Source organism: Stenotrophomonas sp. MMGLT7 (assembly GCF_021168555.1).
In the GTDB taxonomy this organism is placed as follows: domain Bacteria; phylum Pseudomonadota; class Gammaproteobacteria; order Xanthomonadales; family Xanthomonadaceae; genus MMGLT7.
The window spans coordinates 72,401-97,585 of the sequence record NZ_JAJOZS010000007.1; the positions used below are offsets into that span (position 1 = coordinate 72,401).

The following is a 25,185-nucleotide window of genomic DNA, read 5'->3' on the forward strand; positions in this document are numbered from 1 at the left end:
TGCGGCTCCCTAGCCACCCGTCTGGAATAAGCGCCATGCCCGGGACCGTACTCCACCCCCTGCCTTCGGCAGGCGGCACCGCCCTGCCCTCTTCCGCCGCCGCCGGCACCACGCCCGCGCGCGGCGTGCCCAGCGATGGCTCGCCAGCGCGAGGCAAGCTCTACATCAAGACCCACGGTTGCCAGATGAACGAGTACGACTCGGCCAAGATGGCCGACGTGCTGGCCGCCAGCGAGGGCCTGGAGCTGACCGACACGCCGGAGGACGCCGACGTCATCCTGATCAACACCTGCTCGATCCGCGAGAAGGCGCAGGAGAAGGTGTTCAGCCAGCTCGGCCGCTGGCGCCTGCTCAAGGAGAGCGGACTCAAGGCCGGCCGCAGGCCGGTGATCATCGGCGTCGGCGGCTGCGTGGCCTCGCAGGAGGGCGAGGCGATCGTCAAGCGCGCGCCCTACGTGGACCTGGTGTTCGGGCCGCAGACGCTGCACCGCCTGCCCGAGCTGATCCGTGCCCGCCGCGAGCAGAACCGGCCGCAGGTGGACATCAGCTTCCCGGAGATCGAGAAGTTCGACCGCCTGCCCGAGCCGCGCGCCGAAGGTCCGAGCGCGTTCGTCTCGATCATGGAGGGCTGCTCCAAGTACTGCAGCTTCTGCGTGGTGCCCTACACCCGCGGCACCGAGGTCAGCCGGCCGTTCGAGGACGTGCTGGTGGAGGTGGCGCAGCTGGCCGCGCAGGGCGTGCGCGAGATCAACCTGCTAGGACAGAACGTCAACGCCTACCGCGGCCCGTACGGCGACGGCGAGGAGGCGGACCTGGGCCTGCTGATCCGCACCATCGCCCAGATCGACGGCATCGGCCGCATCCGCTTCACCACCTCGCACCCGCTGGAGTTCAGCGATTCGCTGGTGGACGCCTACCGCGACGTGCCGCAGCTGGCCAACTACCTGCACCTGCCGGTGCAGGCCGGCAGCGACCGCATCCTCAGCGCGATGAAGCGCGGCTACACCGCGCTGGAGTTCAAGCAGAAGATCCGCAGGCTGCGCGCGGTGCGCCCGGACATCTCGATCAGCTCGGACTTCATCGTCGGCTTTCCCGGCGAGAGCGACGCCGACTTCGACAAGACGATGAAGCTGATCGAGGACGTCGGCTTCGACCAGAGCTTCTCCTTCATCTATTCGCGCCGCCCCGGCACCCCGGCCGCGGACCTGGAGGACGACACCCCCGAGGCAGTCAAGCATGCGCGGCTGGAACGGCTGCAGGCGCACATCAACGCGCATGCGGCGTCGATCTCGCAGGCGATGGTCGGCAGCGTGCAGTCGGTGCTGGTCGAAGGCCCCTCGCGCAAGAACCCGAACGAGCTGACCGGCAAGACCGAGAACATGCGCTCGGTGAACTTCCCGGGCAGCCCGCGGCTGGTCGGCCAGTTCGTCGACGTGGAGATCACCGAGGCGCTGAGCAACTCGCTGCGCGGGCGGGTGGCGATCGCCGACGACGGTATCGCCGCCTGAAACATCGACCGTGGGACACCTCACGGACGCAGGGTCATGCCTTGCAACGTCCTGGACAGGGAGCCTTGCCAGGGGGCACGTCTGCAGCCTGCAACCCAAAGGACGTTGAGCGGCATCGGGCTCAAGATCCGGCCAGGAAGTCCAGCAGGATGCGGTTGAACTCGCCCGGGGACTCGATGTTGCAGATGTGGCGCCCGCCCACCTGGGCATAGCGGCCACCGCCTACGCCGTCCGCCAGCGCCTGCAGGTCGGCCGGCGGGCACACCGGATCGTCGTCGCCGGCCAGTGCCAGCACCGGGTTGGCGATCGCGCCCAGGCGGTCGCGGAAGTCGGCCGCGCCCACGGCGTGGCAGCAGCTTGCGTAGCCCTGTGGATCGGTGGCCAGGAACACGGCGAGGACCGCCTCGACCGTGGCGGCGTGGGCCTGTTGGAAGGCCGGGGTGAACCAGCGCAGGCGGGTGCCGTCGGTCAGCGCAGCCAGGCCGGTTTCCCGCACCTGGGCGATGCGCGCTTCCCAGCTTTCCGCGGTGCCGATCTTCGCCGCCGTCGCGCACAGCGCCAGCCGCTCCACCCGCGCGGAGGCCTCCAGTGCCAGCCACTGGCCGGTCAGCCCGCCGATGGACAGGCCGCAGACATGCGAGCGCTGCACGCCCAGCGCGTCCCACAGCGCCAGCACGTCGCCGCCGAGCTGCTCGATCCGGTACGGCCCGGCCGGCGCCCCGGAGCGGCCATGGCCGCGCACGTCGTAGCGCAGTATCCGGAACCGGGACGACAGTGCCTGCACCTGCAGGCCCCACATGTTCAGGTCGGTGCCCAGCGAGTTGGAGAAGGTCAGCCATGGCGCGCCTTCGCTGCCGTCGATGCGGTAGTGCAGGCGGTGGGAAGGAAGCTGGAGGAACGGCACGGCGGCTCCTGGTCGGGATGGCGGAAAGGAATGCGGGCAAGCGGATGATGCGCGGAGCGTCCGTCGTCGCGGCGGCAAGGACGCGCGGGTTCGCGGCGACGCCCGCCGCCGGCGTCAGATCCGCTCGATCGCCAGCGCCACGCCCTGGCCGACGCCGATGCACATCGTCGCCAGGCCGCGGCGGCCGCCGGTCGCCTCGAGCTGGCGCAGCAGGGTCAGGGCGATGCGCACCCCGCTGGCGCCGAGCGGGTGGCCGAGCGCGATCGCGCCGCCGTTGGCGTTGACGTGCGCGGCATCGTCGGGCAGGCCGAGTTCGCGCAGGCACGCCAGGCCCTGCGCGGCGAAGGCCTCGTTGAGCTCGATGGCGTCGAAGTCGCCGATCCCCAGCCCCAGCCGCGCCAGCAGCTTGCGCGTGGCCGGCACCGGGCCGATGCCCATGTAGCCGGGCTCCACGCCGGCGCTGGCGAAGCCGAGCACGCGCGCGCGCGGCGCCAGGCCGAGCCTGCCGGCCTGCTCGGCCGAGGCCAGCAGCAGCGCCGCGGCGCCATCGTTGATGCCGGAGGCATTGCCTGCGGTGACGGTGCCGGGCTGGCGGAAGATCGGCTTCAACCGCGCCAGCGCCTCAGCCGTGGTGTCCGGGCGCGGATGCTCGTCGCGGGTCACCTCGACGGTCTCGCCGCGGCGGCGGCCGGGCACGGCGACCGGCACGATCTCGCCGCCGAAGAAGCCGGCGGCCTGCGCCGCGCCGGCGCGCTGCTGGCTGCGCAGCGCGAACGCGTCCTGGTGCTCGCGCGCGATGCCGTGGCGCCCGGCCACGTTCTCGGCGGTCTCGCCCATCAGCTCCACGCCGTACAGCCGCTTCATCTCCGGGTTGACGAAGCGCCAGCCCATGGTGGTGTCCTCGATGAGCTGGTCGCGGGCGAACGGCGTGGACGCCTTGCCCATCACGTAGGGCGCGCGCGACATCGACTCGACGCCGCCGGCGATGGCCAGGCCGATGTCGCCGGTGCGGATCGCGCGCGAGATCGTGCCGATCGCGTCCAGTCCCGAGCCGCACAGGCGGTTGACCGTGCTGCCCGGCACCGTCACCGGCAGCCCGGCCAGCAGCAGGCTCATGCGCGCGACGTTGCGGTTGTCCTCGCCGGCCTGGTTGGCGCAGCCGAGGCAGACCTCCTCCACCAGCGCCGGGTCCAGGTCCGGGTGCCGCGCCAGCAGCGCCTTCAGCGGCACCGCGCCGAGGTCGTCGGCGCGGATGCCCGCCAGCGCACCGCCGTAGCGGCCGAACGGCGTGCGCACGCCGTCGATGATCCAGGTCTCGCTCATCTCATGCTCCTTCGGTGGCCATTTCCAGCGGCAGGCCAGTCAGGCGCCGCAGCTCGTCCAGGCCAACGCCGTCCACGGTCTCGATCACCCGCGCACCGTCCACGCCGACCGCGAACACGCCCAGGTCGGTGTACACGCGCGACACGCAGCGCAGCCCGGTCAGCGGATAGCTGCATTCGGCCACCAGCTTGCTCTCGCCGGCCTTGGTCAGCAGTTCCATCATCACGAACACCTGGCGCGCGCCGATCGCCAGGTCCATCGCCCCGCCGACCGCGGGGATCGCATCGGCCGCGCCGGTGCTCCAGTTGGCCAGGTCGCCGTGCGCGGACACCTGGAAGGCGCCCAGCACGCATACGTCCAGGCGGCCGCTGCGCATCATCGCGAACGAGTCGGCGTGGTGGAAATAGCAGCCGCCGGTCAGCAGCGTCACCGGCTGCTTGCCGGCGTTGATCAGCTCGGGGTCCTCCTGCCCGGGCGCCGGCGCCGGGCCCATGCCGAGCACGCCGTTCTCGCTGTGCAGGAAGATCTCCTTGTCGGCCGGCAGGTAGTTGGCGACCTTGGTCGGCAGGCCGATGCCGAGGTTGACGTAGGCGCCGTCCGGGATGTCGCGCGCCACCCGCGCGGCCATCGCGTTGCGGTCGAGCCGGTTGCGGTTCAAGTCGTTCATGCCGCCTCCCCGTTCGCCGTGGCGACCACGCGCTGCACGAAGATGCCCGGGGTCACGATCGTCTCGGGGTCCAGTCCGCCCAGCGGCACCACCTCGCCCACCTGGGCGATCGTGCAGTCGGCGGCCATCGCCATGATCGGGCCGAAGTTGCGCGCGCTCTTGCGGTACACCAGGTTGCCCCAGCGGTCGCCGCGGTGCGCCTTGATCAGCGCGAAGTCGGCGCGGATCGGGTACTCCAGCACGTAGTGCCGGCCGTCGATCTGGCGCGTCTCCTTGCCGGCGGCGAGCTCGGTGCCGTAGCCGGTCGGGGTGAAGATCGCGCCCAGGCCGTTGCCGGCGGCGTGGATGCGCGCGGCCAGGTTGCCCTGCGGCACCAGTTCCAGCTCGATCTCGCCGTCGCGGTAGGCGGCGTCGAAGTGCTGCGAATCGGCCTGGCGCGGGAACGAGCAGACGATCCGGCGCACGCGCTTGTGCTTGATCAGCGCCGCCAGCCCGGCCTCGCCGTTGCCGGCGTTGTTGCTGACGATGGTCAGCCCGCGCGCGCCGTGCGCGATCAGCGCATCGATCAGTTGGTCGGGCATGCCGGCGGTGCCGAAGCCGCCGATCATCACCGTGGCGCCGTCGAAGATGCCGGCCACGGCCTCGGTGCAGGAGGGCAAGGTCTTGTCGATCACGTTGTTCGTGTCCTCTCCGTGCCGGCCCATGGCCGGCGGGATGAATGGCCGAAGCGGCGGCCGCCGTGCGCCCGGGGAAGGCCGGGGCGGGCTCCGCCACGCGTGCCGGCGCGCGCGGCGCGGCGGCGATGCGCGGCGGCGGGTGGCGGCCTCAGACCGTGGCACGCAGGCGATTGACCACCTGGTTGTCCTTGCCGTCCACCAGCGCGGTCAGGTGGATGTCGAACCGGATGTCCTTGTAGTCGTCGCTGTCCAGGCCGCGCGCCTTGCCATCGTGCCTGTCCACCACCGGCGGGATCAGGCCATCGCGGGTGGCGTAGGCGAAGTCGTCCCAGATCAGCGGATCGCCCTCGATGTTGAACTGGGTGGTCAGCTTGCGGCAGCCCGGCGCGGTGATGAAGAAGTGCACGTGCGCCGGTCGCTGGCCGTGCCGATCGAGCTGGTCCAGCAGCGCCTGGGTGGGACCGTCGGGCGGGCAGCCGTAGCCGACCGGCATCAGCGTGCGGAAGCTGTAGCCCCCGTCCGCGCCGGTGCGTACCGCGCTGCGCAGGTTGAACGGGCTCTGCTCGCCGGTGGGGTCGAAGTGGGAGTAGAACCCCTTGGAATTGCAGTGCCAGGCCTCGACCAGGGCACCGGCCAGCGGCCGGCCGTCCGGGCCGGTGACGGTGCCGTGGATGAACAGCGGCCCGGCATCGGGATCCGGGTCCTTGTCCATGCGCGCACTGCCCTCGTGCACCGGCGCGCCGGCCACGTAGAGCGGGCCTTCGATGGTGCGCGGCGTGCCGCCGGTGACGCCGGCGATGCGGTCCTCCTCGTCCAGGCGCATGTCGATGTAGTGCTCCAGGCCCAGGCCGGCGGCCAGCAGCGCCGCCTCGTTGCGCGAGCCGAGGAAGTTCAGGTAGTTGATGCCGGCCCAGATCTCGTCCGGGGACAGGTCCAGGTCCTCGATGGTCCTGAACAGGTCCGACAGGATGCGGTGCACCGCCTGCTTGGCGCGGGGATTGCCGCCCTCGCCGCCCAGGTTGCTGACCGTGTCCAGGAACTGCTGGACCTCCCGGCCTTCGAAAATCTTCACGCTCATGGTTTCCCTCCTCTCGGGTTGCAGGGTGTCGGCTGCCGCCGGCGTGGCCGCCGGCCGGTAGGAAACGGTTCGGTTCAGCGGTCGTCCTCGTACAGCGAGGACGGATGCCGGCACAGCGGCATCACCGCGATGTCCATGTAGAGGAACAGCGGCAGCGACAGCAGCAGCTCGTGCAGCTCGGCCGGGCTGTCCACGTCGAACACGGACACGTTCGAGTAGTGTCCGACCACGCGCCAGATGTGGCGCCACTTGCCGCTGCGCTGCAGCTCCTGGAAACGCGCCTTCTCCGTGGCCTTCAACGTCGCCGCCTGCCCGGCGGGCATGTCCACCGGCAGGTTCACGTCCATACGCACATGGAACAGCATGGTTCAGTCCTCCTTCTGGGCGGTGCCCGCGGGCACCGCGATGCGGTCGCGATCGCGCCGGAACGCCTGCACGCGGTCCTCGTCCAGCACGATGCCCAGCCCCGGCGCGGCCGGGACGGCGAGCTGGAAGTCGGCGTAGCGCAGCGGTTCGGCGAGGATCTCCTCGGTCAGCAGCAGCGGCCCGAACAGCTCGGTGCCCCACTGCAGGTTCGGGAAGGTGGCGAACACGTGGGCCGAGGCGATGCTGCCCACCGCGCCTTCCAGCATGGTGCCGCCGTACAGCTCGATGCCGGCCGCGTCGGCGATCGCGGCCACCTCGCGCGCGGCGAACAGGCCGCCGGACTGCTCGATCTTGACCGCGAACACATCGGCCGCGCCGCGCCGCGCCGCCTCGAACGCGCTCTCCGGGCCGGTCAGCGATTCGTCGGCCATCAGCGCGATCGGGAAGCGCCGCGCCAGCCGCTGCATCGCCAGCAGCGAGGCCACCGGCTGCTCGGCCAGCTCGCAGCCGGCATCGGCCAGCGCCGGCAGCGCGCGCAGCGCCTGGCTCTCGCTCCAGGCCATGTTCACGTCCACCCGCACCGCGGCCCGGTCGCCCAGCGCGCGCTTGATCGCCGCCACGTGGGCGACGTCCTCGGCCGGCGCACGGCGGCCGATCTTGAGCTTGAACACCTTGTGCCGGCGCACGTCGAGCATGCGCTCGGCCTCCTCGATGTCGCGCCCGGTGTCGCCCGAGGCCAGCGTCCAGGCCACCGGCAGCGCATCGCGCACGCGCCCGCCCAGCAGCTCGGACAGCGGCAGCCCGGCGCGCTTGCCCTGGGCGTCGAGCAGCGCGGTCTCCACCGCGCACTTGGCGAAGTGGTTGCCCTTGACCAGCTTGCCCACGTGCGCCATCGCCGCCCGCACCCGGCGCGGATCGGCGCCGGTCAGCGCCGGGGCGATGTATCGGTCCACCACCAGCTTCATGCCTTCCGGGCTTTCCGCGCCGTAGGCGGTGCCGGCGATGGTGGTGCCCTCGCCCAGGCCGACGATGCCGTCCGAGCAGCGCACGCGCACCAGCATCAGGGTCTGGCCGTGCATCGTCGCCACGGACAGGCGGTGCGGGCGGATGGTGGGCAGATCGACGAGCAGGGTCTCGATCGATTCGATGGTGGTCATTCGGCTCCCGTGGTTCAGGAAGAAAGTGAGGTGGCCTGCCCGGCGGCAGGCGCCGCGTCGCCGCGCTTGAACAGCTGGCTCAGGCCCATGATCAGCAGCGGCGTGGCCAGCGCGACGTAGGCGTTGTCCACGCCCCAGGGATTGCCGGCCAGGTACCAGCCGACGGTGGCCACCAGCGAGGCGATGATGCTGACGAAGGCGCCGGTGGCCGTGCCGAAGCGCGGCGCGTAGAACACCAGCAGCACCAGCACCGCCAGCGAGGCGCGCAGCGCCTTGCCGAGGAAGGCGATCATCAGCACCTTGGTCGACAGCAGCGCCAGCGCGATCGGCAGCAGGCCGACCACCAGCGTGGCGATGCGCACGAAGCGCAGCGACCTGCGGTCGTCCCGGTCGGGGTTGAAGTACGGGTCGTAGAAATCGCGCAGCAGCAGCGTCGCCGAGCCCATGCTGACCGCGGAGATGGTGCCGAACAGCGAGCCGGCCAGGCCGGCCACCACCAGTCCCGCCGCCAGCCCGTCCATCCGCCCGATCAGGCGCGGGAAGGCCTGGATCGACTCGATGCCCGGGAACAGCACCGCCGCGCACATGCCGATCAGCGCCGCGCAGATGCCGAACGGCACCATCAGCCCCGCGCAGTAGAAGCAGGCGCGCTGGGCCTTGCCGGCCACGCTAACCGCGTTGACCGCCTGGATCACGTACTGGGTGGAGAAGATCGAGCCGATGCCGGCGATCATCCAGGCCACGATCTGGCCCCAGCCCACCGCCGTCCAGTCGAACATCGCGGCCGGCAGCTGCCGGCGCAGCCCGGCCACGCCGCCCACCTGGCCCAGGGCGAAGGCCAGCGCGATCAGCACGCCCACGTACTTGATCGAGGCGTGCACGAAGTTGGTGTAGATCACCGAGCGCATGCCGCCGACGCTCACGTACACCACCGCCACCACGCCGACGATCACCGTGGCCAGCACGCGATTGATGCCCAGCAGCCCGGCCAGCACCGCGCCGCCGCTGGCATAGATGGAGACGGCGACGATCTCCAGCGCGAAGATGGTGATCACCGAGGTGGCGATGCGGGTGCGCTCGCCGTAGTTGCTCGCCAGCACGCCGGAAATCGTGTTCAGGCCCAGCTGCTTGTAGCGCCGCGCCATCAGCCAGGCGAACAGGACGAAGCCCAGCGCCAGCGCGAACAGGTTCCAGGACGCCGAGATGCCGACCTGGTAGCCGGTCTGGGCGGTGCCGATGCTGACCGCGGTGCCGATGAACTCGGACAGCATCAGGAACCCGATCAGCACAGCGGGGAAATGCCCGCCGCCATCGGTATAGGCGCCGGACGAGCGCGCGTGGCGACGCACCCAGAGACTGATCGCCGCGAGCCCGAGGACGTAGATGCCCGTCACCAGCAGCGCGCCTGTTGTATTGGTCATAGGCCCTCCGACATGACCGTGGAGCGGGATCGGCCGGCACCTTCGCGGGGCCGGTCGGCGTACCCGCGCAGGCTGCTACCGGCACGGCCATGCGTCCAAGATCATGTTGGGCAGCATTTGATACCTTGAAGGTATATATTTCCCGGGAGCGGCTTGTTATCTCGTTTTGCTTCGCTGCAACATGCCGCTGGAAGCATCATTCGACTTTGGTCTAATCCCGATGGACCTGCGCCAGCTGCGTTACTTCATCGCCGTCGCCCAGGAGCGCAATTTCACCCGCGCGGCCGAGCGGCTGCACATCGCCCAGCCGCCGCTGAGCCGGCAGATCCAGCAGATCGAGGAGGAACTGGGCACCCACCTGCTGGTGCGCAGCAGCCGCCCGATCCGGCTGACCGACGCCGGCCGGCTGTTCTACGAGGAAGCCCTGCAGGTGCTGGGGCGGGTGGAGCAGATGAAGGAGGCCACCCGCCGGGTGGGCCACAGCGAACGCCAGCTGCTGACCATCGGCTTCGTCGCCTCGCTGCTCTACGGCGGGCTGCCGCTGCTGGTGCGGCGCCTGCGCCAGCGGCGCCCGGACCTGGACATCCGCCTGGTCGAGATCATGTCCGGCGGCCAGAACGAGGAGCTCAAGGCCGGGCGCATCGACCTCGGCTTCGGCCGCATCCGCAGCGACGACGACGCCATCGAGCGGCTGGTGCTGCGCGAGGAACGGCTGGTGGTGGCGCTGCCGACCGACCATCCGCTGGCCGGCGATCCCGGTCCGCTGCCGCTGACGGCGCTGGCGGGCGAGCACCTGGTGGTCTATCCCAGCCGGCCGCGCCCCAGCTTCGCCGACCAGGTGCTGTCGCTGCTGCGCGACCACGGCGTGCGCCCGCTGTCGGTGTACGAGGTCAGCGAGCTGCAGATCGCGCTGGGCCTGGTGGCCGCCGAGACCGGCGTGTGCGTCATCCCCGGCTCGGCCGGCAGCATGCGCCAGGAACTGCGCTACCGGCTGATCGACGATCCCCACGCCACCTCGCCGATCATCCTGAGCTACCGCCGCAGCGACGAGACCAGCCCGGTCGCGCTGCTGCGGCAGCTGCTGCTGCAGATGTACGCCGAGCCGCATCCGTGGCTGGCCAATTCCTACACCTTGCTCGAAGGCGGCGCCGATCCCTGAGCACTCAGTCCAGCCGCTTGCGGAAGCGCAGGATCGCCAGGGCCATCATCACCGCGGTGAAGGCCAGCAGCGCCAGCACGTCGGCCCACATCTCCCAAAGCCCGGCGCCGCGCAGCATCACGCCGCGGATCAGGCGCAGGAAGTGCGTCAGCGGCAACACCTCGGCCAGCCATTGCGCCGCCCGCGGCATGCCCGAGAACGGGAACATGAAGCCGGACAGCAGGATCGACGGCAGGAACACGAAGAAGGTCATCTGCGTGGCCTGGAACTGCGACTTCGCCCGCGAGGAGATCAGCAGACCCAGGGTCAGGTTGGCGGCGATCAGCAGCAGCGAGGCCAGGTAGACCTGCAGCAGGCTGCCGGCCACCGGCACCTGGAACAGCCACGTGCCCAGCCCCAGCACCACCGACGCCTGCAGCAGGCCGATGGCGACGTACGGCAGCACCTTGCCGATCATCAGTTCGGCGCTGCTCAGCGGGGTGGCGATCAGCAGCTCCATGTTGCCGCGCTCGCGTTCGCGCACGATCGCCACGCCGGTGAACAGCACCATGGTCATGGTCAGGATCACCCCGATCAGCCCGGGCACGATGTTCAGCGCCGAGCGCCGCTGCGGGTTGTAGAAGCCGACCACGCTGATCGGGCGCACGCTGGCGGCCTGGACCCCGCTGAACCCGGCCACCGGCATCTGCGCCAGCTGCGCGGCCGCGCTCTGCACCGCGTTGTCGCTGCCGTCCACCAGCACCTGCACCAGCTCGCGGCCCTCGCTGCGGCGGCGCTCGAAATCCGGCGGCACCACGATGCCCAGGCTGATCCGGCCGCGGCGCATGGCCTGCATCAGCTTGTCGGGCGTGCGCGCGGCCAGCACCGGATCGATCACCGTGGTGGCGGCCAGGTCCATCACCAGCGCACGCGAGGCGGCGGTGTTGGCCTGGTCGGCGATGCCGGCGCTCAGGTCGCGCAGGTTGGTGTTGATGGCATAGCCGAACAGCAGCAGCTGCGCCACCGGGATGCCCAGGATCATGCCCAGGGTGATGCGGTCGCGGCGCAGCTGGCGCAGTTCCTTGAGCATCACCGCGTGCAGCCTGCGCCAGTTCATGCCGGCACCTGCGCACCGGCATCGGCCCCGGGCCGCCTGCGGGTGGCGGCGACGAACACGTCCTCCAGGCTCGGGTGCACCGGCGCCACCTCCGCCTCCACGCCTGCCTGGCGCAGGACCTGCCCCACCCTCGCCTGCATGTCCGCGCGGTCGGCGGTCAGCACGCGCAGGGCGTTGCCGATCTGCGCCACGCTGACCACGCCGTCGGCGTCGGCCAGCAGCTTCTGCGCCTGCCGCGGCTGCGCCGACTGCACCAGCAGGGTGCGGCCGGAAAGCCGCTGCGCCAGCTCGTCCGGCGAGCCGTCGGCCACCAGCCGGCCGCGGTCGAGGATGGCGATGCGGTGGCAGCGCTCGGCCTCGTCCATGTAGTGGGTGGACACCAGCAGCGTGGTGCCGGCGTCGGCCAGGTCGAAGAGTTTTTCCCAGAAGTCGCGGCGCGATTCCGGATCGACCGCGCTGGTCGGCTCGTCCAGGAACAGCAGTTCCGGGTCATGGATCACCGCACAGGCCAGCGCCAGGCGCTGCTTCTGCCCGCCGCTGAGGGTGCCGGCCAGCTGCCCGCGGCGATCCTGGAAGTGGTACTGCGACACCAGCTCGGCGATGCGCTGCCGCGCCCGCGCCTTCGCCAGCCCCTGCACCGCGGCCATGAACTCCAGGTTCTCGAGCACGGTTAGGTCCTCGAACAGCGAGAAGCGCTGGGTCATGTAGCCGATGCGCGTGCGCAGCTGCTCGGCCTGCTGCGGCACGCGCAGACCCAGCACCTCGATCTCGCCCTCGCTGGGCGTGAGCAGCCCGCACAGCATGCGGATGGTGGTGGACTTGCCCGAGCCGTTCGGCCCGAGGAACCCGTACACCTGCCGGCGCGGCACATCCAGGTCGACACGGTCCACCGCCGCCAGCGCGCCGAAGCGCCTGGTCAGCCCGCGCGCGCGGATCGCCGCTGCGTCGTGCGGCAGGGCTCGCTCAGCGGCCGCCATCGAATTCCACCCGCACCGGGATGCCGGCCGGCAGTTGCGTCGGCGCCTGCTGCACGCTCACCTCGGCCAGGTAGCTCAGGCGTGCCGCGTCGGCGCCGGTGAGCGCGTAGTACGGAGTGAACACCGGCTCGCTGCGGATCATGCGCACCCGCCCGGGCAACGGCTGCTCGCGGCCGTCGATGTAGATGCGCGCCGCGTCGCCGACCTTGACCCCGGCGCGCAGCGTCTCCGGCACGTAGACCCGCGCATAGGGCCTGTCGCCGACCAGCAGCACCGCCAGCGACGCGCCCACCGCGGCCTGGTCGCCGAGGCGGTAAGGCAGGCTGTCCACCCGTCCTGCGCGTGGCGCCACGAGTTCCAGCTTCTGCAGCAGCACCGCCTGCGCCTGGGCCTGCGCGGTGGCCGCGGCCAGCGCCGACCCGGCCTGCGCGACCTGCTCGGGACGGGTGCCGCGCTGCAGTTCCAGCAGCGCCTGCTCGGCCACGCGCACCTGGGCACGGGCGCTGCCGGCCGCGGCGCGGGCGCGATCGACTTCGGAGGCGGCCACCAGCCGGCGCTGGCCGAGCGGCTGCAGGCGGCGGTAGTAGGCCTCGGCATCGGCCACCTCGGCCTGCGCCGCCGACAGGCTGGCGCGCGCCTGTGCGATCTGTTCCGCGCGCGGGCCGTGCTCGCGCTCGTCCAGCAGTTCGCGGTTCTGCCGTTCCAATGCCTGCGCCGCTTCCAGCTGCGCCCGGGTACGGGTGGGATCCAGTTCCAGCAGCGGCGTGCCGGCCTGCACCTGCTGGCCCTCGCGCACGTGGATGGCGACGATGCGCTCGTCGGCCGGCGCCGGCAGCGCGATGCGGTCCCACTCCAGCGTGCCCAGCACCTGCGGCGGCTTCTGCCCGCAGCCGGCCACCAGCAGCGCCAGCACGCCGGCCAAGGCCTGCCGGCGGAAAGTACGCGATAGCGACGGTTCCATCATTTCAGCTCCAGACCACGGTCGAGCAGCGTCAGCGCGTGCACGCGCACATCCTCGATGCCCAGTTCGTCGGCGCCGAACACCTGCCGCCAGATCGGCGCGCCGGCGGCGGGGAACATGGTCAGGCCGATCAGCGACACCATCAGCAGGCGCGGATCCAGGTCCGGGTTCACCTGCCCGCGCGCCTGCGCCGCGGCGAAGCGCGCGGCCAGCGTCTGCGCCACGGTCGGAGCGATGCGCTCGACCAGCAGCCCGCGCAGTGCCCCGCCCTCGCTGACCACCTCGCGCACCCACAGCGGCGGCAGCCACGGATGGGCCTGGATCACCGCGCACAGGCCATTGACCAGCGCCGCCACCGAGGCGGCGACGTCCTCGCCGGCCGCCTGCACCGCCTCCTGCATCGGCAGCAGCGCCGGCAGCAGCTGCTCCTCGACCACGGCGTCGAGCAGCCCGTCGCGGCTGCCGAAGTGATAGTGCAGGGTGGCCGGCGTCACCCCGGCGTGGTCGGCGATGTGCCGCAGCGTGGTGCCGGAGACGCCATGGCGGACGTAGCAGTCCAGCGCCGCACGCAGCAGCGTGGTGCGCTGCCCGGTGGCATCGGCATCGAGCGCGGACGGACGGCCCGGCCCGCGCCTGGCGACCCGGGCCTCGCCCGGCAATGCAGAGGGAAGCGGAGGAGTGGAGTCGGCCATGCACTTATTTAATTCATGAATTAATTAACTGTCAACCGTACTTGGCCTGAGGTTGCCTGGCGGCATCGCCATCACCTCTGCCGGTGGGTTACGGGCGCCAAACCTCACGATGCTCCCGCGAGCACCCATGCCGCCTGCGAGGAAGGACGCCGTACCGGCATGTGCAATGCGTAGCCCCGGTGAGGCCGAAGGCCGCACCCGGGTGGAAGTCGCGCCCCGGCTCCCTGTCTCGGGTGCGCTGCGCTTACCCGGGCTACGCGGCCATCCGGGCAGACGCCGATCGTCGCTCTCACCCAGGCGGTGCCCAGGGCCACGAGCAGCGCCGCCGTTCCGCCCGTCCTGCCCATGCCCTCCCGTCGATGCCATGCCCGGCGCAATTGCGGCCGGCACCCGCGTTGCGGTGCAATGGCGTCCCCGCATCGCTTCGGATCGCCATGTCCTTGAGCATCAGCCGCGACACCCGCCTGTGCATGTCGCTGTCCGGACGTCCCGGCAATTTCGGCACCCGCTTCCACAACCACCTCTACCGGGCGCTGGGACTGGACTACGTCTACAAGGCGTTCACCACGCGCGACCTGCCGGCGGCGATCGGCGGCATCCGTGCACTGGGCATCCGCGGCTGCGCGGTGTCGATGCCGTTCAAGGAGGCCTGCATCCCGCTGCTAGATGCCGTCGAGGCCTCGGCGGCAGCGATCGACTCGGTCAACACCATCGTCAACGACGACGGCGTCCTGCGCGGCTACAACACCGACTACACCGCGGTGGCCAGCCTGATCGCCCGCCACGGCGTGCCGGCCACCCTGCCGCTGGCGCTGCGCGGCAGCGGCGGCATGGCCAAGGCGGTGGCCTGCGCGCTGCGCGATGCCGGCTTCGGCAATGGCCACATCGTCGCCCGCAACGCGGACAGCGGCCGCCGCCTGGCCGCCAGCAGCGGCTTCGCCTGGACGCCGGACACGCGCGGGCTCGACGCGCGGCTGCTGGTCAACGTCACCCCGATCGGCATGGAAGGCGGTGCCGAGGCCGGGCAGCTGGCATTCGAAGAGGACGAGATCCGCCGTGCCGAGTGGGTCTTCGACGTGGTCGCCCTGCCCGCCGAGACCCCGCTGATCCGGCGTGCGCGCGAACTCGGCAAGCCGGTGATCAGCGGTGCCGAGGTGATCGTGCTGCAGGCGGTGGAGCAATTCGTGCTGTACACCGGCGTCCGCCCGGACGATGCGCTGATCGCTGCGGCCGCCGCGCACGCGCGCGGTTGACGCCTGCCGGCGCGACCGCCTGTACAGCACGGGCAGGCACGGCGCGGCCTTCGTCCCGGGGCGCGGGCACCGGCCTTGCCCGCGCCGCACGTTGCATGCATGGACGATGCACGCAGGCGCGGCTGAACCGCAGGCAAGGCGAACTGGCCGGCGCCGCACCCGCGCGCTAACCTTGCAGTCCTTCCACTGCGTATCGGCGGACGCTCGGTCACGAGGTTCCGCCTCATCCCATGAGCAAATCCGCACACCGCGACTTCATCCTGGAACCGGCCGACACCGAGCGGCTGGCCAATCTTGCCGGCCCGTTCGACGAGCACCTGCGCCAGATCGAACTCAAGCTGGGCGTGGAGATCGCCAACCGCGGCAACGTGTTCCGCGTCAGCGGCCCGCACGAGGCGGTGCTGGCCGCCGAGCGGCTGCTGCACGCGCTGTACGAGGAGACGCTGGGCACCACCTTCGACAGCCACGCCATCCACCTGCGCCTGAACGACGCCAACGTCGAGCACGTGGCCAGCCGCGAGTACGAGCCGCAGGACGTGGCGATCAAGGTCAAGCGCGGCACCGTGCGCGGCCGCGGCCCCAATCAGGCCAAGTACCTGCACGCCATCGCCACCCACGACATCAACTTCGGCATCGGCCCGGCCGGCACCGGCAAGACCTTCCTGGCCGTGGCCAGCGCGGTGGAGGCGCTGAACGAATCGCGGGTGCAGCGGCTGGTGCTGGTGCGCCCGGCGGTGGAAGCCGGCGAGAAGCTCGGCTTCCTGCCCGGCGACCTGAGCCAGAAGGTCGATCCCTACCTGCGCCCGCTGTACGACGCGCTGTACGAGATGCTCGGCGTGGAGAAGGTGGTCAAGCTGCTGGAGAAGAGCGTCATCGAGATCGCGCCGCTGGCCTACATGCGCGGGCGCACCCTCAACGACGCCTACGTCATCCTGGACGAGGCGCAGAACACCACCATCGAGCAGATGAAGATGTTCCTGACCCGGCTGGGCTTCGGCTCCACCGCGGTGGTCACCGGCGACCTGACCCAGATCGACCTGCCCAAGCACGTCAAGTCCGGCCTGCGCGATGCCATCGAGGTGCTGCACGAGGTCGAGGGCGTGAGCTTCACCTTCTTCGAGTCGCGCGACGTGGTCCGCCATCCGCTGGTGGCCAGGATCGTCAGCGCCTACGACAAGCGCGACACGCGCGATGCGCAGACCGGAACGGACTGAGATGCGGCGCGGGACGATCGCGGTCCTGCTGCTGGCGCAGGCGATCGGGCCGGCCTTCGCCGCCGCTCCGCGGGAAGCGGCGCGGATTCCCACGACCAGCCGCACCGTGGCGATGCTGGCGGACGTCGCGCCCCCCTGCGTTTCCATCGGCCTGCAGGAAGCGGTGACGGCCAGCATCCCGCGGTCGCGGTTCGATCGCTACGTGGCGGCGCGCCCGCCACACCGGCAGTCCTGGAGCGACGAACGCGAACGCCTGGCCTGGATCGCCGGCGATCGCGCCGCACTCCTGCTGCGCGCGACCGAGCGTGCTCCCCGCGATGCCCTCGGCTGCAACGTCGTCACGTTCGAGCAGGTTCCGAACGACAGCCGGTACCTGCTCGCATCCCTGATCGAGGCCGGCGAGGCGGCCGTGTCCGTGACCGACCGGCCGGGCTTCGCTCCCGCCGTGACCGTGGTCGACGTCGACAGCCACTGCCGCAACGGCCCCCTGGGCGGCAAGCACTACTGGCTGGAGGACACGCGGTTCCTCCGGCTGGTCACATGCGTCACCTGACCCTTCCCCTTCATCGCTACAGGAAATACGCACCATGACCCGCGGACCGATCCGCCTCGACGTCGCCGTCAGCTATGCCCTGCCCCGCGCCGGGCTACCGGCGGCAGTGAGTTTCCGCAAGTGGGTGGCGACGGCGCTGGCCGGACGCATCCGCGAGGCCGACCTGGCCATCCGCCTGGTCGACGAGAAGGAGGGCCGCTCGCTCAACCACCACTACCGCGGCAAGGACTACGCCACCAACGTGCTGAGCTTCCCGGCCGAGATCCCCGAGGGCCTGCCCAAGGGCGTCAAGTTCCCGCTGCTGGGCGACCTGGTGATCTGCGCGCCGGTGGTCGCGCGCGAGGCCGCCGAGCAGCACAAGCCGCTGGCCGCGCACTACGCCCACCTCACCGTGCACGGCGTGCTGCACCTGCTCGGCTGGGACCACGAGGACGACAAGGAGGCCGAGGCGATGGAGCAGCTCGAACGCGAGATCCTGGCGGTGCTGGACATCGACGACCCGTACGCGGGGGAACGCTGAGGATGCATGCGCGCCTGGCCGCGGCCGTGGCCCTGCTGCTGGCGCTGCCGGCCGTGCCGGGTGCGGCCGCCCCGCCGGCGCCGGCCATCGACCTGAAGGCGCTGATCGAATGCCGCCAGCGCGTGGCCGACTTCGCCGCGCTGGCGCCGGTGCTGGGCGACCCGCTCGAGGCGGTGGCGCTGGGCTGGCGGCCGCTGCCGCAGCAGAACCCGTTCATGACCGAATACACGCTGGCCGAGCCGATCACGGTGTTCGGCCACGCGACCTCGCAGATCGCCTTCTCCGGCCCCGCCGTGATGGCGGTCCTGGACCTGTCCGACCCGCGGGTGCTGGCGCGGCAGCTGCGGCTGGAGGAAGGCGTGGATACCCCGGACAAGGTGATGTACGGGCGCGAGCTGGTCAGCGACGACGTGGCCGACCCTAGGACCGGCGAGCCGATGATCGAGTCGATCGTGCTCAGCGTCTCCAACGTCAGGTCGCATCCGGGCAGGACCCTGGCCGGCTGCAGCTACAGCCTCGACCTGCCGTGACGGACGGGATTCGGGATGGCCAGCCTGCGGCTGTCGGAAAGCGTCCGGGAATCGGGATTCGGGATTCGGGATTCGGGATTCGGGATTCGGGATTCGGGAAAAGGCTTTCATGGCTGCGATTCGCGATCCAGCGGCCCCGGGGCTTGCGGTTTGCCGTAGGAGCGACTTCAGTCGCGATCGGAGCCTTCCCGGTGGAGCCCATCGCGACTGAAGTCGCTCCTACCGTCGCTCCTACGGCCGCTGCTACAGGCGGGGCGGTGCGCGGCTTTCGCGGACCTCAGCCCGGGTCGCGGCTTCCCTGCTAGACTCCTTCCATCGCCCGGCGTGCCGGGTGCCGTTTCCCCGCAAGTTCAATGTCAGAAGACGACAGTAGCCATACCTCCGACAACTCCGAAAAACGACGCGGCTGGCTGGAACGCCTGAGCGCGGCGTTCTCCAACGAGCCGCACAGCCGCGACGAACTGGTCGCGCTGCTGCGCACCGCCCAGCAGGACGGCCTGATCGCCGCCGACACGCTGCGGATGATGGAAGGCTCGATCTCCATTTCCGAACTGACCGTGGGCGACGTGATGGTCTCGCGCTCGCAGATGGTCTCGCTGGCGGCCGAGGCCGATCTGCACGAGCTGATGACGCAGGTGGTCGAGTCCGGCCACTCGCGCTTCCCGGTGCATGGCGAGAACAAGGACGAGATCCTCGGCATCCTGCTGGCCAAGGACCTGCTGCCCGGCATCGTCGCCGGCAAGCCGGCGCGCAACGTGCGCGAGCTGCTGCGCCCGGCGGTGCTGATCCCCGAGTCGAAGAAGCTCAACGTGCTGCTCAAGGAGTTCCGGCTCTCGCGCAACCACATGGCGATCGTGGTGGACGAGTACGGCGGCGTCGCCGGGCTGGTCACCATCGAAGACGTGCTGGAGCAGATCGTCGGCGAGATCGACGACGAGCACGACATCGCAGAGGACGACGCCAAGCTGATCGCGGTGCAGGCCGACGGCCAGTACGTGGTCGACGCGCTGACCCCGATCGAGGACTTCAACGAGCGCTTCGGCGCCGATTTCCCCGACGACGAGTACGACACCATCGGCGGCCTGGTCACCGACGCCATCGGCCACCTGCCCGAGACCGGCGAGGAGCTGGCGCTGGGGCGGTTCCTGTTCCGGGTGGCACGCGCCGACAGCCGCCGCGTGCGCGCGTTCCATGTCACCGTGCTGCCGCCCGCGCCCGAGGAAGAGTCCTGAGCGTCATGCCTTTGACCGTCCCATCGATACGGAAGGCTGCGCCGAGGCAGTCATCGGGCTATTGGCAAGCCGGAAGCACCGGAAGCCGGGGCTTCCGGCCGCTGTCGCGGCCGGGTTCATTTGTTTTGGAAAACGCCCAAAGCAACGGACCAAAGAAAAACGCCTCCCCTGCAACGTCAAGAGCCTTCATCGGAAGGGCTATCGGGATTTTCCGACTCGCCCTGCGTGGCTCGGTCGGAACATGCTTGATCGCGGCAGGCCGCCCATCCATGGGCGGCGCCCTCCGGGCCTGGGAAGATCGTCGCCACTCGGACATGGCGTCGAGCCTCGCCTTCCGCAGGATGCCTGCCCGCACTACACGGCTGCGCGAGGGGAGTTGCAATCTCCAAGCACCTCAATGACGTGGAAAAGCATGGTCCCGAGCGTGCCATCGAGCGGATCGTCGCTGTGGGCCGCCTTGTGCGGGCTGCTGCTTCTGTGCCTGCTGCTCGCGCTGCCGGCCGGCGCGCAGCAGCTGCCGCCGCGCATCGGCGTGGCCACGATGCAGCCGGGCGAGGTGTTCTTCGAGCGCTTCGGCCATGACGCCATCGTGGTGGCGGACCCGGCCAGCGGCCGCGCCACCTCCTACAACTTCGGCTACTTCGATCCCGGCGAGCCGGACTTCGTCGGCCGCTTCGCCCGCGGCGAGATGATGTACTGGCTGGTCGCGCTGCCGCTGGAGGAGGACCTGGCCCAGTACCGCGACAGCGGCCGCGGCGTGGACATCCAGTGGCTGGACCTGCCCGCCGCGCAGGCGCAGGCGCTGGCCGATGCGCTGGCCGAGCGTGCGCGCCCGGAAAACGCGCGCTACCGCTACGACTACTTCACCGCCAACTGCGCCACGATGGTGCGCGACGCCATCGACCACGCCATGGGCGGTGCGCTGAAGACCCAGCTGGCCGGACGCTCGCGCGGCAACACCTACCGCAGCGAGTCGGTGCGACTGGCGTCGCCGGCGACCTGGATGTGGATCGGCTTCGACCTCGGCCTGGGGCCCTACGCCGACCGCCCGCTGTCGCGCTGGCAGGAGGCCTTCGTGCCGATGCGGCTGGCCGAGAGCCTGGAGCAGGCGGTCAACAGCGAGGGCCGCCCGCTGGTGCAGGCACGCCAGCAGGTACTGCCGCAGCGCCTGCCGCCCGAGCCGGCGGAGTCGCCACGTCCCTGGTGGCCCTGGCTGCTGGCCGGCGTGGTGCTGGCCGCCGGCCTGTGCTCGCTGCGGCGGCGGCCACGGCTGCTGGCGGCGCTGGCCATCCCGTTCTGGCTGCTGTGCGCAGTCGGCGGGCTCGTGCTGGCGTGGCTGTGGGGCTTCACCGCGCACCAGGCCGCCTGGGCCAACCGCAACCTGCTGCTGCTCGACCCGCTGTGCCTGGCGCTGCTGTTCGGCGCCGTGGCGCTGTTGCGCCGCCGCCGGCCCGGGCGCTGGTTCGCCGCCACCCTGTGGACGGTGACGGCGCTGGCCGGTGTCGCGCTGCTGCTGCACTGGTTGTCGGCGCAGCCGCAGTTCAACCTGCAGTGGATCGCGCTGCTGCTGCCGCTGCACGCGGCACTGGCATGGTCGTTCACGCGGCCACGCTTGCCCGCCGCCGCGCGCTGAATCACGATGGCGCGATGAACTCCCCCGCCCCGGCCAATCCGCCCAGCGTCATCACCTGCGCGCACTACGACGGCCAGGGGCATCGCCGCGACATCGCCTTCGACGCCATCAGCGACATGCTGCAGCTCGACGGCTTCGTCTGGCTGGGCCTGTACGAGCCCGACGACGAGGTGCTGCGCAAGCTGCGCGACGAATTCGACCTCCACGAGCTGGCGGTCGAGGACGCGCTCAACGCCCACCAGCGCCCCAAGATCGAGACCTACGGCGACACCCTGTTCGCGGTGGTGCATACCGCGCAGCTGCTGGACGAGCGCATCCGCTACGGCGAGACCCATGCCTTCCTCGGCCCGCACTTCCTGGTCACGGTGCGCCACGGCGCCTCGCTGTCCTACGCGCCGGTGCGCGAGCGGCTGGAGCGCGAGCCGGCACGGCTGGCGCTGGGCCCGGGCTTCTGCCTGTACGCGGTGCTGGACTTCGTGGTCGACAACTACCTGCCGGTGGTCACCGGCTTCCGCGACACCCTGGATTCGCTGGAGAAGGACATCTTCGCCGAGAACTACCGGCGCAGCACGGTGATCCGCCTGTACGAGCTCAAGCGCGAGCTCAACAAGATGCGGCTGGCGGTGGCGCCGCTGCAGGACGTGCTGGCGCAGCTGCGGCGCAGCAGCAGCCCGCTGATCCACGACGAGATGAAGCCGTACCTGCGCGACGTGCACGACCATGCGGTCCGCATCAACGACTCCACCGACACCCTGCGCGAGATGCTCGGCACCGCGCTGAGCGTGAACCTGTCGCTGGTCACCCTGGCGCAGGGCGAGACGGTCAAGCGCCTGGGCGCCTGGGCGGCGCTGCTGGCCGCGCCGACGCTGATCACCAGCTGGTACGGCATGAACTTCGCGCACATGCCGGAACTGCAGGGCCGCTTCGCCTACCCGGTGCTGATCGTGGTGGTGGCCGCGGTGTGCGTGGGGCTGTACCGGCTGTTCAAGCGGGTGCGCTGGCTTTAGGGCAAGGCGCTGCACGGCGACGAGGCGCCTGCGACACCGTCCCCGCATGAGCTGCTCCCTTCTCCCGCTTGCGGGGCTGGGCACCCTCGGGGTGGAAGGTGCCCGAAGGGCGGATGGGGGCTGCCTGGGGCCATGGGAAAGGCACGGCAAAAGCGCCCTCATCCGGCGCTGCGCGCCACTTTCTCCCGCAAGCGGGAGAAGGATTTCTGTTCATGTCTTGCTCGGAAGAGGCGGCACGACGCAGGGAAAGGAAATGCTTACCTGCCAACGCTGCACTCAAGCCACGTAGACGGTCTTGATGTTGGTGAACTCGCGGATGCCCGGCTCGGCCAGTTCGCGGCCGTAGCCGGAACGCTTGATGCCGCCGAACGGCAGCCGGATGTCGCTGCGGACGATCGAGTTGACGAAGGCCGCACCGCACTGCAACTGCTGCGCCACCTCCTCGCCGCGGTCGGCATCGGCGGTCCACACGCTGCCACCCAGGCCGAAGGTGGTGTCGTTGGCCACGCGTACCGCCTCGGCCTCGTCCTCGACGCGGATGATCGCCGCCACCGGCCCGAACAGTTCCTCGTCGTAGGCCGGCATGCCCGGCCCCACGTTGTCCAGGATCGAGGCCGGGTAGCCGGCGTGGCTGGCGGCCACCGGCTCGCAGCCCAGCAGCGGCAGCGCGCCGTTCTCGATGCTGGACAACACCTGCCCGTGCAGCTCGTCGCGCAGGTCGGCCCGCGCCATCGGCGCCAGCGTGGTGGCCTCGTCGTTGGGGTCGCCGTACACGCGCGCCCTGGCCGCGGCGACGAAGCGCTCGACGAAGGCCTCGGCGACCGCCTCGACCACGATGAAGCGCTTGGCGGCGATGCAGGTCTGCCCACTGTTGTCGAATCGCGACTTCACCGCCGCGGCCACGGTCTTGTCCAGGTCGGCGTCGGCCAGCACCACGAAGGCGTCGCTGCCGCCCAGCTCCATCACGCATTTCTTCAACTGGTCGCCGGCGGTGGCCGCGACCGAACGCCCGGCGCGCTCGCTGCCGGTGAGGGTGGCGGCGGCGATGCGGCGGTCGCGCAGCACCTGCGCGGCCTGGTCGTTGTCGATGTGCAGCACGTCGAACACGCCGGCCGGCAATCCCGCGGCCTGCAGCACCTCGTTGATGACGTCGGCGCAGCGCGGCACGTTGGACGCATGCTTGAGCACGGCCACGTTGCCGGCCATCAGGCCCGGCGCCAGGAAGCGGAACACCTGCCAGAGGGGGAAGTTCCACGGCATCAGCGCGAACACGCAGCCCAGCGGCTCGTAGCGCACGTAGCTGCGCGCGGCCTCGGTGGCGATACTCTGCGGCTGCAGGTATTCCAGCGCATGGTCGGCGTAGTAGTCGCAGGCCTGCGCGCATTTCTCGATCTCGGCCAGCGCTTCGCCGCGCAGCTTGCCCATCTCGGCGGTCATGATCCGCTGGATGTCCTCGCTGCGCTTTCGCAGCCCGTCCGCGACGCGCTGCAGATGGCGGCCACGCTCGTCCAGCGACAGCGCCGACCAGGCCGGGAATGCCTGCTCGGCCGCGGCCAGGCGCCGCTCCACATCGTCGGCGCCCATCAGTTCCAGGCGGTACTCCACCTTGCCGGTGGCGGGATTGACGGTTTCCACGGTCATCACGGACTCCTGCACAGTGCCTATGGCAATGCGCACAAGCCTACGCCCGTTGCGGTCGAAACATCGTTACCTACGGCGCAGCCGCGCCGGCATCGCCCGCCTGCGTGGCCGGCGGCGTGCCCCAGCCCAGGCCCAGGCTCTTCTGCAGCGCGACGTAGCCCACCAGCAGTTGCAGCTGCGCCTGCGCGGCGCCGTCCTGGGCCGACAGGCGCTGGCGCTGCACGTCCAGGGTGTCGATCAGCGACGAGGCGCCGGCGGCGTTGCGCTGCTCCATCAGCGCGGCCGCACGGGCGGCCGAGGCCTGCGCCTGCTGCGCGCTGCCCAGTTGCCGGCGCGCGGCACCGAAGCGCGACAGCGCGCCGTTGGCGTCCTGCAGCGCGGCCAGCACGGTGCCCTGGTAGGCGGCCAGGCGCGCCTGGTTGCCGGCCCGGGCCTGCTCGACCTGGGCGCCGGTGCGGCCGAAGTCGAACACCGACCAGCGCAGCATAGGCGCCACCGCCCAGTTCACCGCGTCCGCCCCCAGGTCGCTGGCCGAAGTGGCGAACATGCCCAGCGAGCCCAGCAGGGTCACCTGCGGGAAGTAGGCCGACAGCGCCTCGCCGATCTGCGCCGAGGAGGCGGCCAGCTCGCGCTCGGCGCGGCGCACGTCCGGGCGCCGCCGGATCAGCGCCGCCGCGTCGTCCACCTGCACCCGCTGCGGCAGGTCCGGCAGCGGGCGGTCCTGCGCGAACATCGCATCCAGCGCACCCGGCTCGCGGCCGATCATCAGCGCCAGCTGGTCCAGCGCCACCTGGGCGTCGGCCTCCAGCTGCGGCACCATCGCCTCCTGCTGGTGCACCTGCGCCACCGCGCGTTCCACCTGCAGGTCCGAGTCGGCGCCGCGATCGCGCCGCTGCCGGGTCAGCGCCAGGATGCGTTCGGCGCGTTCCAGGTTGTCGCGCGCGATCGCCAGCCGCTCTCGATTGCCGCGGTAGCCCAAGTAGGCCTGCGCGACCTCGGCGGTGAGCTGCACCTGGGCGTCGGCCAGGTCGGCCGCGCTGGCCTCGGCCTTGGCGCGCGCGCCCTCGGCGGCGCGGCGGCGGCGGCCGAACAGGTCCAGCTCCCAGCTGGCGTCGAAGCCGGCGTCGTACAGGTCCATGTCCATGTCCAGTGCCTGGGCGCGCTGGCGGATCGCCTGCGCGGCCTCGGCACCGGCGCTGCCCTCGATCGCGTCGGCGACCTCGCCGGCGGTACTGCGCACGCTGTCCTTGGCCCAGTCCGGCGCGGTGGCGTGGCCGTAGACCGCGGTGGCGCCGATCGACGGCAGCATCTCGGCACGGCGCTGGCGCACCAGCGCGCGCGAGGCACGCAGCTGCGCCTCGGCCGCGCGCAGGTTGGGGCTGTTGGCCAGGGCCCGGTCGACCAGCCAGTCCAGCTGCGGGTCGTGCAGCTGCGTCCACCAGCGCTGCAGCGGCGGCGCGGCCACCACCAGCTGCGGATCGGCGCGCACCAGCCGCGGCTGGGCCTGGGCCGACGCGGCCACCTGCGGCCGGACGTAGTCCGGCCCGAGCATGCAGCCGGCCAGCGCCAGCGGCAATGCGGAAGCCAGGAAGAAGCGTGTGCGGAATGAAGACATG

Annotated in this window: 24 protein-coding genes; 10 read left to right on the forward strand and 14 right to left on the reverse strand. The window is 71.0% G+C overall.

What is annotated here, in order from left to right; genetic code table 11:
• Positions 1 to 35: 35 nt before the first annotated feature.
• Positions 36 to 1,508, forward strand: a complete 1,473-nt coding sequence (miaB, locus tag LRX76_RS10745) for a tRNA (N6-isopentenyl adenosine(37)-C2)-methylthiotransferase MiaB (protein ID WP_231804949.1) — start codon at positions 36 to 38, stop codon at positions 1,506 to 1,508.
• 121 nt (positions 1,509 to 1,629) lie between these two features.
• Here miaB and pcaD read toward each other — a convergent pair whose 3' ends face one another.
• The 8 genes from pcaD to LRX76_RS10785 form a co-directional block, all read right to left on the reverse strand.
• Entirely contained in the window at positions 1,630 to 2,412 is a 783-nt protein-coding gene (gene pcaD / locus LRX76_RS10750; RefSeq protein ID WP_231804952.1) for a 3-oxoadipate enol-lactonase, read from the reverse strand.
• Between the two features lie 114 nt (positions 2,413 to 2,526).
• Positions 2,527 to 3,735, reverse strand: a complete 1,209-nt coding sequence (pcaF, locus tag LRX76_RS10755; RefSeq protein WP_231804954.1) for a 3-oxoadipyl-CoA thiolase — start codon at positions 3,733 to 3,735, stop codon at positions 2,527 to 2,529.
• Position 3,736: 1 nt separating this feature from the next.
• Positions 3,737 to 4,402: a 3-oxoacid CoA-transferase subunit B gene (locus LRX76_RS10760; protein ID WP_269450829.1), complete on the reverse strand. Its 666-nt coding sequence runs from the start codon at positions 4,400 to 4,402 to the stop codon at positions 3,737 to 3,739.
• Positions 4,399 to 5,076 carry a 3-oxoacid CoA-transferase subunit A gene (locus LRX76_RS10765; protein ID WP_231804956.1) on the reverse strand — a complete coding sequence of 226 codons (678 nt, stop codon included), beginning with the start codon at positions 5,074 to 5,076 and terminating at the stop codon, positions 4,399 to 4,401. Before LRX76_RS10765 ends, LRX76_RS10760 begins: the two co-directional genes overlap by 4 nt.
• 151 nt (positions 5,077 to 5,227) lie before the next feature.
• Positions 5,228 to 6,157 carry a catechol 1,2-dioxygenase gene (catA, locus tag LRX76_RS10770; protein WP_231804958.1) on the reverse strand — a complete coding sequence of 310 codons (930 nt, stop codon included), beginning with the start codon at positions 6,155 to 6,157 and terminating at the stop codon, positions 5,228 to 5,230.
• A 74-nt stretch (positions 6,158 to 6,231) separates the two neighbouring features.
• Positions 6,232 to 6,522, reverse strand: a complete 291-nt coding sequence (catC, locus tag LRX76_RS10775) for a muconolactone Delta-isomerase (protein WP_231804961.1) — start codon at positions 6,520 to 6,522, stop codon at positions 6,232 to 6,234.
• A 3-nt stretch (positions 6,523 to 6,525) separates the two neighbouring features.
• A complete protein-coding gene (locus LRX76_RS10780; protein ID WP_231804964.1) occupies positions 6,526 to 7,680 on the reverse strand; it encodes a muconate/chloromuconate family cycloisomerase in 1,155 nt (384 codons plus the stop codon).
• Positions 7,681 to 7,694: 14 nt separating this feature from the next.
• Positions 7,695 to 9,101: a sodium:solute symporter family protein gene (locus LRX76_RS10785; protein WP_231804968.1), complete on the reverse strand. Its 1,407-nt coding sequence runs from the start codon at positions 9,099 to 9,101 to the stop codon at positions 7,695 to 7,697.
• Between the two features lie 220 nt (positions 9,102 to 9,321).
• On the opposite strand from LRX76_RS10785, the gene LRX76_RS10790 reads away from it, so the two are divergent.
• On the forward strand, positions 9,322 to 10,260 hold the full coding sequence (locus LRX76_RS10790; protein WP_231804971.1) for a LysR family transcriptional regulator: 939 nt from the start codon (positions 9,322 to 9,324) through the stop codon (positions 10,258 to 10,260).
• Between the two features lie 4 nt (positions 10,261 to 10,264).
• On the opposite strand, the gene LRX76_RS10795 is transcribed toward LRX76_RS10790, so the two are convergent.
• The 4 genes from LRX76_RS10795 to LRX76_RS10810 are packed head-to-tail and all read right to left on the reverse strand — an operon-like array spanning position 10,265 to position 13,986.
• On the reverse strand, positions 10,265 to 11,356 hold the full coding sequence (locus LRX76_RS10795; RefSeq protein ID WP_231804973.1) for an ABC transporter permease: 1,092 nt from the start codon (positions 11,354 to 11,356) through the stop codon (positions 10,265 to 10,267).
• Positions 11,353 to 12,291 (reverse strand): ABC transporter ATP-binding protein, encoded by a 939-nt coding sequence (locus LRX76_RS10800; protein WP_231805175.1) that lies wholly within the window; start codon positions 12,289 to 12,291, stop codon positions 11,353 to 11,355. Before LRX76_RS10800 ends, LRX76_RS10795 begins: the two co-directional genes overlap by 4 nt.
• A 28-nt stretch (positions 12,292 to 12,319) precedes the next feature.
• Entirely contained in the window at positions 12,320 to 13,294 is a 975-nt protein-coding gene (locus tag LRX76_RS10805) for an HlyD family efflux transporter periplasmic adaptor subunit (protein ID WP_231804976.1), read from the reverse strand.
• A complete protein-coding gene (locus LRX76_RS10810) occupies positions 13,294 to 13,986 on the reverse strand; it encodes a TetR/AcrR family transcriptional regulator (RefSeq protein WP_231804979.1) in 693 nt (230 codons plus the stop codon). The genes LRX76_RS10805 and LRX76_RS10810 overlap by 1 nt, the downstream gene beginning before the upstream one ends.
• 434 nt (positions 13,987 to 14,420) lie before the next feature.
• On the opposite strand from LRX76_RS10810, the gene LRX76_RS10815 reads away from it, so the two are divergent.
• The 8 genes from LRX76_RS10815 to LRX76_RS10850 all read left to right on the forward strand — a co-directional run bounded on the left by LRX76_RS10815 (position 14,421) and on the right by LRX76_RS10850 (position 21,928).
• Entirely contained in the window at positions 14,421 to 15,239 is an 819-nt protein-coding gene (locus tag LRX76_RS10815) for a shikimate 5-dehydrogenase (protein ID WP_231804982.1), read from the forward strand.
• 230 nt (positions 15,240 to 15,469) lie between these two features.
• Positions 15,470 to 16,453 (forward strand): PhoH family protein, encoded by a 984-nt coding sequence (locus tag LRX76_RS10820; protein ID WP_231804984.1) that lies wholly within the window; start codon positions 15,470 to 15,472, stop codon positions 16,451 to 16,453.
• Position 16,454: 1 nt separating this feature from the next.
• Positions 16,455 to 17,006: a hypothetical protein gene (locus LRX76_RS10825; protein WP_231804987.1), complete on the forward strand. Its 552-nt coding sequence runs from the start codon at positions 16,455 to 16,457 to the stop codon at positions 17,004 to 17,006.
• 34 nt (positions 17,007 to 17,040) lie between these two features.
• A complete protein-coding gene (gene ybeY / locus LRX76_RS10830) occupies positions 17,041 to 17,526 on the forward strand; it encodes an rRNA maturation RNase YbeY (RefSeq protein ID WP_231804989.1) in 486 nt (161 codons plus the stop codon).
• Between the two features lie 2 nt (positions 17,527 to 17,528).
• On the forward strand, positions 17,529 to 18,056 hold the full coding sequence (locus LRX76_RS10835) for a hypothetical protein (RefSeq protein WP_231804992.1): 528 nt from the start codon (positions 17,529 to 17,531) through the stop codon (positions 18,054 to 18,056).
• A gap of 353 nt (positions 18,057 to 18,409) precedes the next feature.
• Entirely contained in the window at positions 18,410 to 19,288 is an 879-nt protein-coding gene (locus LRX76_RS10840; RefSeq protein ID WP_231804995.1) for a transporter associated domain-containing protein, read from the forward strand.
• A gap of 397 nt (positions 19,289 to 19,685) precedes the next feature.
• Complete coding sequence (locus tag LRX76_RS10845; protein ID WP_231804998.1) at positions 19,686 to 20,921, forward strand: DUF4105 domain-containing protein; 1,236 nt, start codon at positions 19,686 to 19,688, stop codon at positions 20,919 to 20,921.
• Positions 20,922 to 20,935: 14 nt separating this feature from the next.
• Complete coding sequence (locus tag LRX76_RS10850; RefSeq protein ID WP_231805000.1) at positions 20,936 to 21,928, forward strand: magnesium and cobalt transport protein CorA; 993 nt, start codon at positions 20,936 to 20,938, stop codon at positions 21,926 to 21,928.
• A gap of 276 nt (positions 21,929 to 22,204) precedes the next feature.
• Here the strand turns inward: LRX76_RS10850 and LRX76_RS10855 are convergent, their stop codons facing one another.
• A complete protein-coding gene (locus LRX76_RS10855) occupies positions 22,205 to 23,569 on the reverse strand; it encodes an NAD-dependent succinate-semialdehyde dehydrogenase (protein WP_231805003.1) in 1,365 nt (454 codons plus the stop codon).
• 70 nt (positions 23,570 to 23,639) lie between these two features.
• Complete coding sequence (locus LRX76_RS10860) at positions 23,640 to 25,184, reverse strand: efflux transporter outer membrane subunit (protein ID WP_231805006.1); 1,545 nt, start codon at positions 25,182 to 25,184, stop codon at positions 23,640 to 23,642.
• Position 25,185: the final 1 nt, after the last annotated feature.